The 15,179-nt window shown below is 43.2% G+C and carries 12 protein-coding genes and 1 tRNA gene; 9 read left to right on the top strand and 4 right to left on the bottom strand.

All coding sequences use genetic code 11. The features are described from left to right. Positions 1–65 precede the first annotated feature (65 nt). Positions 66–1,010: a hypothetical protein gene (locus CZ794_RS04575; RefSeq protein WP_087040496.1), complete on the bottom strand. Its 945-nt coding sequence runs from the start codon at positions 1,008–1,010 to the stop codon at positions 66–68. Between the two features lie 337 nt (positions 1,011–1,347). On the opposite strand from CZ794_RS04575, the gene CZ794_RS04570 reads away from it, so the two are divergent. The 9 genes from CZ794_RS04570 to CZ794_RS04530 all read left to right on the top strand — a co-directional run bounded on the left by CZ794_RS04570 (position 1,348) and on the right by CZ794_RS04530 (position 11,789). After that, positions 1,348–2,076 (top strand): glycerophosphodiester phosphodiesterase, encoded by a 729-nt coding sequence (locus tag CZ794_RS04570; protein ID WP_087040495.1) that lies wholly within the window; start codon positions 1,348–1,350, stop codon positions 2,074–2,076. A gap of 446 nt (positions 2,077–2,522) precedes the next feature. After that, the gene (locus CZ794_RS04565) at positions 2,523–3,701 is read left to right on the top strand and encodes a fatty acid desaturase (RefSeq protein ID WP_179207251.1); all 1,179 of its coding nucleotides are present in this window, start codon (positions 2,523–2,525) and stop codon (positions 3,699–3,701) included. A 232-nt stretch (positions 3,702–3,933) separates the two neighbouring features. After that, a complete protein-coding gene (locus tag CZ794_RS04560) occupies positions 3,934–5,400 on the top strand; it encodes a YdiU family protein (RefSeq protein ID WP_087040493.1) in 1,467 nt (488 codons plus the stop codon). A gap of 332 nt (positions 5,401–5,732) precedes the next feature. After that, complete coding sequence (locus CZ794_RS04555; RefSeq protein WP_087040492.1) at positions 5,733–8,054, top strand: NADP-dependent malic enzyme; 2,322 nt, start codon at positions 5,733–5,735, stop codon at positions 8,052–8,054. Between the two features lie 198 nt (positions 8,055–8,252). Then, positions 8,253–9,437 (top strand): tRNA nucleotidyltransferase, encoded by a 1,185-nt coding sequence (locus CZ794_RS04550; RefSeq protein WP_087040491.1) that lies wholly within the window; start codon positions 8,253–8,255, stop codon positions 9,435–9,437. Positions 9,438–9,479: 42 nt separating this feature from the next. Further along, complete coding sequence (locus tag CZ794_RS04545) at positions 9,480–10,283, top strand: pteridine reductase (RefSeq protein ID WP_087040490.1); 804 nt, start codon at positions 9,480–9,482, stop codon at positions 10,281–10,283. A 94-nt stretch (positions 10,284–10,377) separates the two neighbouring features. Next, positions 10,378–10,454: transfer RNA gene (locus CZ794_RS04540), tRNA-Ile, on the top strand. Between the two features lie 41 nt (positions 10,455–10,495). After that, positions 10,496–10,867, top strand: a complete 372-nt coding sequence (locus CZ794_RS04535) for a hypothetical protein (protein ID WP_087040489.1) — start codon at positions 10,496–10,498, stop codon at positions 10,865–10,867. 322 nt (positions 10,868–11,189) lie between these two features. Then, complete coding sequence (locus CZ794_RS04530; protein WP_179207243.1) at positions 11,190–11,789, top strand: BLUF domain-containing protein; 600 nt, start codon at positions 11,190–11,192, stop codon at positions 11,787–11,789. A 73-nt stretch (positions 11,790–11,862) separates the two neighbouring features. Here the strand turns inward: CZ794_RS04530 and CZ794_RS04525 are convergent, their stop codons facing one another. From CZ794_RS04525 to CZ794_RS04515, 3 genes are all read right to left on the bottom strand, one after another. Next, the gene (locus tag CZ794_RS04525) at positions 11,863–13,347 is read right to left on the bottom strand and encodes a PepSY domain-containing protein (RefSeq protein WP_087040487.1); all 1,485 of its coding nucleotides are present in this window, start codon (positions 13,345–13,347) and stop codon (positions 11,863–11,865) included. Positions 13,348–13,483: 136 nt separating this feature from the next. Then, positions 13,484–14,224: a sulfite exporter TauE/SafE family protein gene (locus tag CZ794_RS04520; RefSeq protein WP_087040486.1), complete on the bottom strand. Its 741-nt coding sequence runs from the start codon at positions 14,222–14,224 to the stop codon at positions 13,484–13,486. A gap of 271 nt (positions 14,225–14,495) precedes the next feature. Beyond that, on the bottom strand, positions 14,496–15,083 hold the full coding sequence (locus CZ794_RS04515; RefSeq protein ID WP_143515701.1) for a hypothetical protein: 588 nt from the start codon (positions 15,081–15,083) through the stop codon (positions 14,496–14,498). Between the last annotated feature and the right edge of the window lie 96 nt (positions 15,084–15,179).

Genomic DNA, 15,179 nt, shown 5'->3' with positions numbered 1-15,179 from the left:
CGGGATTTTTTGGTAAAGTACCATTCACTGATACCGATACTTAACAACAGTGCTGATCTGACGAATTAGTAAGTCGCGCTATCGTCTTCAATAATGACCATATCGATACTTTCATCTTTAGGTACTAGCTTTGGTGAAGCAGGTGTTGTAGAATTTTTGGTTTCAGAAGATGGGGCGGTTGCTGCACTATTTCCTGTCGCGTTGTCTTGATTGCTATTTGGACGATTGACTGTCGGTGGCGTAGTAGGCTCAGCAGGACGAGTTGGCTCTACTGGCGTTGTTGGTCTAGGCTGGCGAGCTGGCGCTGGTTGGTTATTGCTGTCACTTCTCTGAGCAGCGGCGCGCTGGGCACGCTCATTGTCCATCGCTGATTGGTATACAGAGCTTGCCATCACATCAGCGACTACGGTCAACAAAGCTGGCTGCCCAGCAATACGCGTGCGTACTTGACCACCTTGGGTACCAACCACGTAGGTAAAGGCGTCATCAACTAACATATTGTTATTAATACGAATGTTGTTTTGTGCCAAACGTGACTGTAAACTTGGCTGGTTATTGGCCGCTTGCACTTGACTTGCTTGATATAGATCTTCACTTGGCAATGTCATGCTAACGCTTGCTTGACAAGTGGTCATACCATTGCTATTGGCTTCTTGTATGACAGCTGCATTTTGTACATCTATCATAATGCCATTGGTTTTATTGGTGACGACGCCGTTGTCTAAACTGATTTCTGAGTCGTTTGCGTAGTTAGCAGCCAGTGTTTGGGCTTGTTGATTGAGTGTGTTTTTCAAAGCGGCTTTAAGACGATCTTGTACCATTGGATCATCACAATTGACAGCATTGGCCACCGTGTTTTCTTCAACGACTGGCTCTTGCTCCGTTACTTCTGCTGCCTGAGTGGTGTCTTCCTTCTCTGAGCGATCGCAGCCTGCAAGCGCCAAACTACATACAATGCCAACTCCAGCAACTTTGTGCCACTTGCTCAAACTATTATTTGCTACGCTCATGCTGTTCTTGCTCCCAATTACTAATTCGTACCGCCACTGATGGACAGTGATTGATGTTCAGACCGCCCTTCTAACTATCCTAGGTTATAAAACCCATTACTGTTTGTTTTCTGAACGGAATGGTCATTATTGTAACCTCTGTATGTACAAATAGCGCCCCTTGTTAGGCCTAAAAACTACACTTAGTTGCAAAAACATAACAAACTAAGATATGAACGATATCGATAAACCAGATTGAACCTTTATTCATCAACAAAGACCTATCCATAAAAACCATTAGACGCCATCCCTATGACACTATATGATTACTCGTAAAAGTCGCAACACTGTGTGAGCCATGATAAATTTTGAACGTACGCTGTTATTAGGTCATCGCGGTGCTCGTGGTGAGTCATTAGAAAATACTGTAATGGGTTTTGAGTATGCACAGCGTCTGATGACACGCGGCTTAACCGGCATTGAGTTTGATGTTCAATTAAGCGCTGATGGTTGTTTGGTAGTATTCCATGATGATGATTTGGCACGTATGTGTGGTCAGCAATCGCGCATCGATCAGCTAAATATTAAAGAGATACAGCGACAGCGACAATTCGGTCAGCAGATTGTCACATTGACCAGTATCGCCTCAGCTTTGAATGGCTTTATTTATATTGAGCTTGAAATCAAAACACATGCTCGTACTAACTATAATAAACTGATCGCAGCACTAGTACAGGATTTGATACACAGTCCTTTGTCCACTCTACCCATAGTTTTAACCAGTTTCGATGTGGAGCTACATGCACGACTACAGCGCAGTGAACGATTAAAACATATCCCGCGCGGCTTATTAATTCGTACGCCTGAGGCCTTAATGGTCGCTACCAATACGGCGATGACCCTTGGCTGTACTCGACTCGGTGTGTATCATCCGCTACTCAGTCATTCCTTTATCAAACATAGCCATCGCTACGGCTTACCCGTTAGCGCGTGGACAGTCAATGACACGGATAGTATTCAGCAATTGATTAAATGGCAGGCTGACGTTATTATCACCGATTTTCCGAGTTATTTGCTCTTAAATTAGCCCACTTGCATTTCGTACCTTTTACCCCCAAAACCATACATATTTACCGTGTTTCTTACACTTTCACCCAACGCCTGATAAGTGACCGATTATTTTTGCAAATACATTCTATAATCGATACAAGTTATTGTTATTTAGCAATATTTTTATAGTGCATAACTGTTCACTTTATGATGTTTTTCAGGTACTATAGGGTCTTAAATTAATACCGCTAGGGATATTATATGATTGCAAAAAAAGCACTTGGCTTCCCGCTTAAAGGCTTACGTTTCGCTATCAAATCTGGTGATACGCTTGTAAAAGCTGCCAGCGTTCAAGTCTCACGTTTTAAAACACGTTACGATGAGAATAAAACGAAAAGCGCACTCAATGAGCAGCCTGTTGCCAAACGCAACTACGCTGACGTTGATCAAACTGAGGTTTCTAGCACAGAAGCCAGTATTGATATGCGTGAGTTTGAGTTTACAAAAGCACCAATCAACTGGATTCCAGCGACCATACTGGTAGCCACGCCTATCGCTGCGGCTATCATTACACCCTGGTATTTGTTTACTCATAATGTCAGCGCACCTGTTTGGGGTGTATTCGGTGCCTTTATGGTTTGGACTGGTATCAGCATCACTGCTGGTTATCACCGTCTGTTATCGCATCGTGCTTACAAAGCACATCCAGTGGTAAAAAACTTTTTGTTGCTTGGCTCTACTCTAGCGGTTCAGGGTTCTGCGTTTGATTGGGTATCAGGTCACCGTACTCACCATCGCCATGTGGATCATCGTTTGGACGATCCGTATTCAGCGAAGCGCGGTTTTTGGTTCAGTCATATTGGTTGGATGCTGCGTAACTACCCGAGTGGTAAGTTTGACTACAAAAACATCCCAGATTTGACCAAAGACAGAACGCTACAAATTCAACATAAATATTATGGTTTATGGGTAGTGGCGCTGAACGTCGGTATGGTTGCTGCAATTGGCTGGCTACTTGGTGACGTATGGGGCACGCTGGTTATCGTTGGTCTGTTACGCTTGGTCTTAACGCACCACTTTACCTTCTTCATTAACTCTTTATGCCATATGTTTGGTACGCGCCCTTATACCGATACCAATAGTGCACGAGATAACTTCTTCTTGGCACTAGTGACTTGGGGTGAAGGCTATCATAACTATCATCATTTCTTCCAATACGACTACCGTAATGGTGTGAAATGGTGGCAATATGACCCAACCAAATGGTTGATTGCTGGTTTATCAAAACTTGGTTTGACCAGTGAGTTGCGGACAGTTGATGACACAACCATCAAGCATGCTGAAGTGCAAATGCAGTTCAAAAAGGCACAACAGCAGATTGATACTGCAACTGGCACAGGCCTTGATTTGCCGCACGCAATGAAAGCTTTCCAAGATCGCATTAAGTTTGAATACGATGCATTCACGCAAACAGTTGAAGAATGGCAAGCACTCAAGGCGAAGACGATCGAGCTGAAAAAGACAGAGTTTGCTGATCGATTGCATGAAGTTGATGATAAGCTAAAGCATGACTATGCCAAGATTGAGCAAAAGATACTTGAGCATAATAGCAATTTAAAAACAGCGTTTCGTTCTATTGGTCAAAACACCAAAGCGGCTTAATTGCTAATGATGTATTTGTAATCAAGCTCTTTTATTTTGATGTTTCTCCCTCCCTCTATCTGCAAAAGATAGGGGGTTTTTTTATGTCGCTTTATACTATTTTAGTATCGCAATATTTTACAGCAACGATTAAGTTGTCATATATTACAAGAGATGGACATAGTAAAACGATGCAGCGTAAAGGCTATGCTATAGTGAGTCATTCATTTTATTGAGCAATTGGAGCGGCTGTATGCATTATAAAAACACTTATATTAACTTGGACACTCGCCTCTATCATGAGCAGCCACCAACGCCTCTAGAAAATCCGCGTGCTGGGCATTTTAACGAGCAAGTTGCTCAGCAATTGGGCTGGACAGATGATGAAGAGCTCATGACACACTGGGTTGATATTCTTGCTGGTCAATATGTGCCAGCTGATTTTAAACCGCTTGCTATGGCTTACGCAGGACATCAATTTGGACAATGGGCTGGTCAATTGGGTGACGGGCGCGGGCTATTGATGGCGCAGGTGGTGGATAAGCAAGGCAAGTTGCAAGATTTACATTTGAAAGGTATTGGCCTAACACCTTACTCACGTATGGGGGATGGGCGTGCGGTGTTACGCAGCACCATTCGCGAATACTTATGTGGCCATGCGCTTACTCAGCTTGGTATTCCGTCTTCTAATGCATTAGGATTTGTTGTCTCTGACACCAAGGTGCGCCGCGAGCGTATGGAAGCAGGCGCGGCCTTGATGCGCGTGGCAGACAGTCATATTCGCCTTGGTCATGTTGAATGGATTGCCAGCTTTGCACCGGATTTACTTGGTGAATTTACCGATTATATGATCGACACTTATTATCCAGAGTGCCGCGATAGTGAGACACCAGTACCGGTATTTTTGACGGTTGTGGTTGAACGCACAGCAAAGATGATCGCCGACTGGCAATTGATTGGTTTTGCCCATGGAGTGATGAATACAGACAACTTATCGATTACTGGTAGTACATTAGACTTTGGTCCTTTTGGTTTCATGGAGCGCTTTAATCCTGCTTGGATTAATAATCACTCTGACCATACCGGACGCTATGCCTACCAAAACCAGCCTGCCATTGGACATTGGAACCTCAATATATGGTTGCCGCATTTTATGCGTTTAGAAGGAGTGACTCGTGAGACGCTATCAGAATGCTTAGCGCCTTATGAAGCAACCTTTATGCAGCACTATCAACAAGGACTGTGCCGTAAGCTTGGACTGCCGCATGAAAGAGACAGCTTAACCTTGGCATTTGAGTGGTTGACGCTGCTCGAAGACAACCTGCTGGATTATACTAACAGCTTTAGAGCGTTATTGGGTCTTGTCGCGCCAGACGAACATCCTTATGAGCGGCATCTACTCGCAATGATGACGACAGAGCTCAATCAAAAAGCACAAAAAGCATGGCAAGATTGGTCAATCGCTTATTTGGCCCGAATAGAGCTTGTATCTTTTGAGCAAGCCATCAATGACATGAGAACCCACAATCCTGTCTATGTCTTACGGAACAGTATGGCGCAGCGCGCAATCACGGCGGCAGAGCAAGGTCAGTTTGAAGAAGTCGATCGCTTATTTTCATTATTAAAAAGCCCTTACGATGTACAGGATATTGCTACTGAGCTTGACAGCACACCCCCTCATCCTAATGCACCGCAAATGCCAATCAGTTGCTCATCATAAGCGCTAATATTGAGCAATAATAATAACAATAATGTAGAGATTATGGTTGATAAAGGACTATAGTCTTTAGTATTATCAAGTGGCGAAATAATGAATATCATTTTAGTATATTATTCGTGCTGTCCATTGCTGTTAACAATGTAGTGGATTGCCAATGATATTAGGAGGATGGCCTGTATTAGGCTGTTTTTTTAATCTGATATTCAATCGCTTATTATTGTTGCCCCATGTCAGTTTACGCTTTGATCTTCATCATTCAATGATCTTTTAAGCATCTGACATACTTACCACCCTTTACTTTAATACAATTTATTCCAACCATGGCCATTATTATGAATGACGATACCAGTTTGAATACGGACAATCTTAGTACAGAAAAAGAGCAGTTTGAACAAGCTGCCTTACATTACCATGAATTCCCACGCCCAGGTAAAATATCAGTCACCCCTACCAAACAGCTGGCCAATCAACGCGATTTAGCGCTTGCCTATTCGCCAGGTGTCGCCGTACCTTGTCTTGAAATTGCAAAAGATCCAAAATTGGCAGCCAAATATACGGCGCGCAACAACTTGGTCGGTGTTATTACCAATGGTACTGCTGTGCTGGGTTTAGGTAATATTGGTCCATTGGCATCAAAACCTGTGATGGAAGGTAAAGGCGTTCTATTCAAAAAATTTGCCGGTATCGACGTTTTTGATATTGAAATTGCACAAAATGATCCTGACAAATTCATCGAGGCCGTTGCTTCTCTTGAGCCTACATTTGGCGGTATTAACTTAGAAGATATCAAAGCACCAGAGTGTTTCAAGATCGAGCGCGAGCTACGTGATCGCATGAATATTCCGGTCTTCCATGATGACCAGCATGGTACGTCTATTATCGTTGCGGCGGCAATGCTCAATGCGTTGTTGATTACTGGCAAAAAGATTGAAGAGATTAAAATTGTCTGTTCAGGTGCAGGCGCGGCAGCTATTTCTTGTCTAGATATTATTTGCGCTTTGGGTGTCAATAAAAACAACATATTCGTTTCCGATTCACGCGGTATTATCAGCACCAGCCGTGAAAATCTTGATGAAACCAAGCAGCGCTATGCTCGTGATACAACCGCTACGTCTATCGAAGAAGTCATGGACGATGTTGACATGTTCTTGGGTCTATCCATGCCAGGCACGTTGTCAGAAGATATGGTGCGCCGTATGGCAAAAGACCCTATTGTCTTTGCACTAGCAAACCCAACGCCAGAGATCATGCCAGAATTGGCACACGCCGTTCGTCCAGACGTCATTATGGCAACTGGTCGTTCAGACTATCCAAATCAGGTAAACAACGCGCTATGCTTCCCTTATATTTTCCGTGGCGCCTTAGACGTTGGCGCAACAACGGTCAATGAAGAAATGAAAGTTGCTTGTGTCAAAGCAATCGCTGCGATGGCACACGTTGAAGCCACACCAACCACTAGTGCTAGAAACATTGAAACCATTCAGAGCTTTGGTCGCGACTACTTAATCCCAGGTCCGCTAGAGCCAAACTTAATCATTGAAATCGCTTCTGCTGTTGCCAAAGCGGCAATGGACTCAGGGGTAGCAACCTTGCCGATCGAAGACATGAGAGCTTATCGTCAGCGTCTATCAGAGTTTGTCTACAACTCTGCGTTTGTCATGAAGCCTATCTTTGCTCGTGCTAAATCTGCGCCAAAGCGTATCGTATATTGTGAAGGTGAAGACAACAATATCTTACTAGCAGTACAGGTTGTGGTTGATGAAGGACTTGCTCAACCTATCTTGGTAGGTCGCCCAGCCGTTATCAACGATCACATCAAAAAATTAGGCTTACGTTTAAAAGATGGTGAAAATATCACTATCGTTAATCAAGATGATGATCCTCGCTATAAAGAATATTGGCAGGGGTATTATGAGAAAAACAAACGCCGCGGTGTCAGTATTGAGCTTGCTCGTCGTGATGTTCGCCGCAAAACTACCTTAATTGGCTCTTTGCTGGTCGACAACGGTGATGCTGATGGCATGATTTGTGGTACGTTCAGTGATTATCAGATGCATTTAGAGTATGTCAAAAACGTCATTGGCAAAAAAGAAGGCATCAATGATTTTTATGCTATGAATGCTGTATTGATGCAAGATCGCAATATCTTTATCGCTGATACCTATGTTCATGAAGACCCGACCGCTGAACAGTTGGCTGAGATGACTGTTTTGGCTGCCGAGCAGTTACATCGCTTCGGTATCACGCCACGTGTCGCGCTGGTTTCTCATTCTAACTTTGGCGCATCAAATCGTGCCAGCGCAGTAAAAATGCGCAAAGTTCATCAGTTACTGACTGACATGAATGTTGACTTCGAGTTTGAAGGCGAAATGCAAGGTGATGCGGCACTTAACGAAATCATTCGTTCAAACCAAATGCCATCAAGTCCATTGAAAGGCGCTGCAAACCTGCTTATCTTGCCAACACTTGATGCATCGAACATTGCCTTTAACCTCTTAAAAACAGCAACCAGTAGTGCCTCTATTGGCCCTATCCTACTCGGAACTTGTAAGCCTGTACATATTCTAACGCCATCAGCGACTGCACGTGGTATCGTCAACATGACTGCTCTTACTGTGACAGAAGCTCAAGACTTAGAAAACGAGAATCAGTAATACGTCATATTTAGCAGTACTTCATACTTGGTATGCGAATATAGCCGTATGAAAATATGATTAAGCAGGTTCTATTGTCTATTGATAGAACCTGTCTGCTATACTAAAACCAGTCAACGCCACTCAAATCGCGTTGACTGGTTTTTTTTGCTCAGTGCAAGCTGGGTAAGTAAAATTGGGTCAAAAAAAGAGAGTGATATGCAAGTTTATCTCGTTGGCGGGGCTGTTCGTGACCATCTGTTAGGGCGTCCTGTTAAAGACAAAGATTTTGTTGTGGTTGGTGCCACAGTGTCTGAAATGCTGGACGCAGGCTTCCAGCAAGTGGGCGCGGATTTTCCTGTGTTTTTGCATCCTATCAGTCACGAGGAATACGCACTGGCTCGTACCGAGCGTAAGCAAGGCGTTGGCTATCAAGGCTTTAGTGTCCATGCCAGCACCGAGGTCAGCTTAAAAGACGATATGCAGCGTCGTGATTTGACCATCAACGCCATGGCCATCGAAGTCAAAGGCTTAATGGACGACTCCCCTATCACAGGAGACGTGATAGATTATTATGGGGGGCTGGCTGATATAGAGAGTAAAACTTTACGCCATGTCTCCATTGCATTTAGTGAAGACCCATTAAGGGTCTTGCGAACGGCTCGTTTTTATAGCCGTTATTATGATTTGGGGTTTACCATCGCTGATGAGACCCTGATACTGATGCGCCAGCTTGTAGACTCAGGGGAGCTTATGCATTTGAGTGCAGAGCGTGTCTGGCAAGAATCGAGTCATGCAACCATGCAGCTATCACCTCAAGTATACTGGCAACAACTGTACGATATCGGTGCACTAAGCGAGTATTTTGCGTCGCTACATCATGCTTGGGCGAACGTTCATGTACGAGAAACGATACAAACAGCGTTATACTTTTCAGGTCAAATGCAACTGAGCTTGTCACAGCGCTGGGCCTTACTGATGACCAGTCTCGACCCTGCTTGGTTTGATCCGAAATACAAGGAATCAAAGCCTGACGAATCAACGATTACAAAAGGAATTCTTGATATAGGTAATGCGGTTAAGGTGCCAAAAGCGCACACCCAATTTGCCAAGTTATTCGTTCAACAGATTAAAAAACTAGCAACAATAGATACGCTTGATGCTGCCGAAAAAATTGAGTTGATACAAGTTTGCGGTGCTCACAAGGAGCCTGATAAGCTCTCACAACTGCTAGTAACCAGCCATGTCTTACAGTTAGCAATCCAGCACCGTCAGATGATGATTGCGCTCAATAGCTTTCATGCTATCGGTATGGCAGATATCGAGCCAAACCTAAAAGGTCCTGCGATTGGTGACGCTTTGCAGCAAGCCAGAATCGATCATTTGCAGACCAATCACTACTAACATTATTAAAATTTAATTTTGAACATAAAATAAGTAATTGTGATGAACCAAAAACCTACTACGCCCACAGCTCATAACGATGCGCCAGTGATGCTGGTGACTGGTAGCGCTAAACGCATCGGCGCTGCCACTATCGAAGCCGCACATTACCAAGGCTATAGAGTCATCATTCACTGTCACTCTAGTGAGCAAGAAGCCAAAATTCTAGCAGCAAAACTCAATCATATACGTACCGCTAGTGCTGCTATTGTGGTTGCTGATTTATCTATTATTGAAGAGGTTAACTCACTAACTGCTTTCGTCTATGAGGTCATACATGCCTTTGGTCAGCTAAATGTACTGGTTCACAATGCCTCCCGCTTCTATCCAAGTCCGCTTGGAGACATCAGTCATACACAGTGGAATGAGCTTTTTTTAACCAATGCCAAAGCGCCTTTGTGGTTAAGCCAAGCCCTATCCCCTTACCTGAAACAGCAAAAAGGCTGTATTGTCAGCCTACTCGATATTCATGCCCATGATAGGCCTTTCGTTAACTATACTGTCTATAACATGGCGAAAGCCGCTCACCGCATGATGGTACAGTCTTTGGCATTAGAGATGGCACCGGACATACGAGTCAACGGCGTCGCGCCTGGGGTCAATGTATTACCAGAAATGGATAGCGACCAAGCGCTTGATTATGAGCAACAACAAAATATCATACGCTCAATTCCTCTACAGCGGATAGGAAGACCTGATGAGATTGCCCACAGCGTGCTGTATCTGGTAGAGGCTCATTATATTACTGGCGAGATTATCACAATTGATGGCGGGCGTAGTTTGACCTTAGCTGGAAGCCTTGTTTAATATAAAATTGCGCTTAATAAGAAATTTCTTCACAACTTTCTATCTTTTACTTGAAAAATTCAAAAAATCAGGTATCATTGTGCGTCTAACGTTAGGGCCCATAGCTCAGTTGGTTAGAGCAGAGGACTCATAATCCTTTGGTCGTAGGTTCAAGTCCTACTGGGCCCACCATATTCAAACCCTTATAAGCCACGGTTTATAAGGGTTTTTTATTGTCTGCTGCTTTTGGTTGGATTGCCGTTTCGTGCAAAGACCCATTTAATGACAATATGAAAAACGTGGTTGTACCTACCCTTAGCGAAGTTTATGAATATTACCTCTCTCATAAATCTGGACTTAAACCATCCACCATTGCTACATACAATCGGCAGATACTAGGTAAGCTGGCAGAGTGGCTAGATAAGTCCATGAACGACATTATGCAAAGCAACGTGACTGAAAAACACTTGGCGTTAACCAAACTCAGCCCCTCACAAGCCAATGCTACTTTTCGAGCCCTTAATGCCGTCTGGAATTTTTCACGCTTAAGTTTTTTAATAAATCTAAATTCCCTATTATTAAGCCAAGTCTCATTGAGACACTGACAGCTAAGAAACTTTGGAACACAGTCAAGCCTCGTACTACTTATCTTAGTGAAGATACGATGGGTAATGATGTGCGCGTCGCGCTGCAATCTAGAGATATTATACCTATCTATTGATTGGGCATTATTAAGAAATGTCAGATCAATATGCATTGTCAGAGCTGTGATTATGGACGTATAAAGATATTTTTCATACGCTGAACCTGAACCAATACTTAGAAAACATGTAAAATAGCAACTATTTTATTAATAAAAGTATAAGGTTGTTCGGGAGAGTGGACGTAAGAATGAGCATAATAAATCATGAATCATTAGAAGGTTGTATGAGCGATATCTCTCCAGATTCTCTCATACGATTAATATATATCAGTAAGGTAAATACCAATAAGAAGTCTGTGTTTAAACATATACAGACTCACTCAGAGCGCTTCAATAAAGGCAATAATATTACGGGCTTTTTGTGCAATAACGAAGAAAGCTTTTTGCAGTGTTTAGAAGGCTCAAAGGGCATTGTATTTTCTCTTATGAAAAGAATTTTTCAAGACGTCAATCACAAAGAGGTAGATGTTATTTTTACCGAAAAAGTAGGTGGTTATAGCTTTTCAGATTGGCACATGCATAGCCTTTATCTAAACGATAGTAACTGGGAAAAGATTTCAAATCATACGCAATTAAGTAGTGTTTCGCCATTTAAACCAGAAACTTGGCCAAGTTGGTTTGTAGAGCATTTTGTAGAATGTGTCAAGATAATAAACTATTCCAACATAGATGAGGATTTTGATCATATTACGTTTGATACTTTAGGATACTCTGAAGTTGAAAAAAAGTTGGCAAATGATGGCTTGTTCTTTTACATCTTTCTTAGTGTACTCATTTGCTCGATAGTAGCTATTTTGCTATTTAAGTATGATGTCATTCCTTAGAACTATTTAATAACACAACAAATGTGATAGTAAAAACCATCGCATTTGTTGTGGTCTTACTTTTGATAAAGCGTTATTTCAACAGTTTCTCCAAAACAGAAAAACGCGAGATAACCAAAAAGTCTAACAACGCTATGCCGATAATAGCAATGATTGCTGTGGGAAAGATGACTGCTACGACAAGTAGTACGACCATCAGCCAGATAGGTATCGATCTCTTACTACCGCGAGCTGGTGGATTTAGCCCAGCCACCTCTTGAGCGCTAGGCCTGCGCTGCCACCACATCATATAACCACTGATACAAATGCCGATGACGGCTAAGCAAAACAGTACATTAGCAAGCACACTCCACCATCCAAGTGTGCCCATATGTATGGCGATACCTGCTGCCATAAACTTCCCGAACGCGTTGTAGTCGTCATAGCGAATATCTGCCAATACTTTACCAGAATAGCGATCAATATGTACGGTACGGTCAGCCGTGGGACTGTGCATATCATAGCTCATAGAATCTTGGCTGAGTGTCCAGACACCTGTATCGCCTTGAGGTACGTTCATATGATAGCGGCCTGTGAATCCTATCTCATGGCCATACTGATTTACCGTATCTACGTTGATAGGTATGTTGGGTGCTATACCATTCTCTCCTTTGGTCGTGCCAGAGATTGGCATTGGTGTTAGCTCAAGTACCCAAGGCACCTCTTTAGTCTTACCTGTATTTAAGACGCTACCATGTGTTGGTGTGCTGTCTGAACCATGAACGTGTGGCTTAGCCCCACTCATATCCATACCCGCATGAGGATCATCGGGATTGATCGAAATAGGTACAGGAGCCACGCCCCATTTGCCAGCAGGAAATTGACTCCATGCCTGTACCACTTTGCCACCCCAAATACCTGCCCATGCCATGCCAGAAATACAGAAAAATAGAAGTAGAATAGATATCCAACTTCCTAAAGTGGCGTGAATGGTTCGAAAAAACGAGCGCTTTTTTTTCAGATTAGTATCATTGTCAGGGACTAACATTGCTTTGACCGACTTGCGTTTTTGCCACCACAAATACCAACCTGTTAGAATCATCAGGATGGTCAACGCTGCCGTGGTTTCTTGGATATAGTCACCGACTGTTCCTAAAAGTAGATCACCATGAATCGCATCAAAAGTATGATACAAATTGCTTTGCGTCGGGATGCTTTTGACGATATCTGCCGTATAAGGATCAATAGCGACCATGTTGTCTTGACTGTCTGATCGTACTTGAAACAGCGCAACGGTATTAGGCTCTCGGGGCGCGATGTATTTGACAAGCGTACTATCAGGCACGCTTTCAAGTGCAGCTTTGGCTTGGGTGGAAACAGGCGTTTGTACCGTAGCCTGCGGCATAATGGTCAAGCGATCGTAATCTCGGCCAGTCGTATTAGACATCAGCAACATGCCAAGCGCAGTACAAGCAAGAATAATTAAAAAAGGGGCAATAAAAATCCCTGAATAAAAGTGCCAACGCCACACGGTAAAGTAATGCTGAGAATTTTTTGGTTTCTGACTTTGTCTACTCATTAGTAGATCCTTAAATAATAATGGGCTATATGGCTCTGTTCTTGACGACACTCGTCATTTTAGGCTTCGCTATCTAAAGGATGGCAAGCGCTAGAAGCAGAGTCCGACTGTTTAGTTTTCAGTGCTCGTGATTCATTTACTCGTGATTCATCTGTTCATGACTCATTTGCTCGTGATTCATTTGCCCGTGATCCATATGTCCATGCATGTTTGCCATGATGATGGGTACAGCGATAACGGCCAATCCCGATATCATCATGATCACACCATTCAATTGTCGTAGACGTAGACGCCCAATATGATGGCGTACCCAATTGACGGTTTCATGAGTAGCCACCAGCATCGGAATCGTCCCAAGACCGAAAGCAAACATCAGAACAGCGCCTGTCAATGGGTCATGACCCACAACGGCAATGAGTAACGCACCATACACAAGACCGCATGGCAAAAAGCCCCAGAGCAAACCGGCTGCCAGTGCCCGAGGAACGGTATTTAAGGGAAAGACTTTTGTACGTAGGGGTGCGAGTGCTTGCCATAAGCGCATACCAAGTCGCTCAAGCTTATTTAAAAAAGGAAGGCCGAGCATCGTCAGTCCGACAAACACCAAAACCAGCCCCAGTAAGATGCGAGGCGTACTATTGCCCACCATCAGTGGCGCTAGTACAGCCGTACCAATCAAACCTGCAATCAGTCCTAATAGTGCATAACTGAGTAATCGACCTAAATGATAAGTGGCGATTAAGCCTCGTTTTTTTGCTGGGCTAATGTCTTTCATAGACAAGCCGAATGCTGCAACAATCCCCCCACACATGCCTAAGCAATGCGGTGAACCAAAAAATCCCATTAACAACGCTGCTGTTAACAATGCCATCGTCATAAAAATGACTCCTAAAACATAATTGAATCAGCTATTCCGTTTTTTGCACCAACATACAATCCAAGCCACTTAAGAGCTCAGATGAGGTGCTTACTGAATAGGTACTGATATAAATAAATAGCATTTTAAGCACAATATTTTGGGCACTGTATTTTAAATACCGTGTTTTGGACAAGCGAGTACAAACCATCAATCAAAGCAATAAGTAAGCTTATTGATTGATAGCGAGTGCCAATGCACCAATAAAATATTGAACTATGAATGTTTAAGGTTATTGAAATATGGCTTGAGGAGGAGCGCGGGTGAGAGGCCGTAGAAAATGACTAGGATAGTGAGTGGTTGAGTGATATAAAAACGCGACTAATACGGCGGGCAACTCAAATAAAGCAGAGTCAGTGTGTGCAAACACTTCTGGTGTAAGCACCGCCGTCATAGAAAGACAAATATCACAGCTGGCATGTTTTATAGCATCTGGATCAGAGCTTTCAGGGTGATGCTTGCTATGTAACTCTTTTGACGACAGTTCTGTGTGAGCATTTACTATTGAGCTGGCGTTTGAAGTCGATGCTAAGGAATTAGGAGCGGTATGATGGTGCAGATGAAAAGCGGCGCTATCATCAGGCATATTGTGTGCAGTATGGGTAATATCTGCCTGTATTTGCTCGTACTGCTTAGCGGTTGAGACAACAGGTGCAAGCTTGATACAAATGCCGTGACCTAAATGGGCGTTATCATCCCATAAAGGCGTCAGCAACATCGAGAAATGCATGATCCAGGCAAAGCACGCAAGCAGCATGCCAAACCATAATGTTACTGGTGATGAGTGTCTTAGAGTGAGCGTTCGCCACTTAGTAAGCATGATGTTGTCATCTATTACCAACTGATATTATATAAGTAATATTTATGAATAAATACTTTGCAGTTTGAATGACTCTAGAAAGAAAATCTAACATAA

The sequence above is a fragment of the Psychrobacter sp. JB385 genome, from assembly GCF_900163785.1.
Lineage (GTDB): Bacteria > Pseudomonadota > Gammaproteobacteria > Pseudomonadales > Moraxellaceae > Psychrobacter.
The sequence above is the reverse complement of the archived record's forward strand: the minus strand, read 5'-3'. Positions and strand labels throughout refer to the sequence as shown.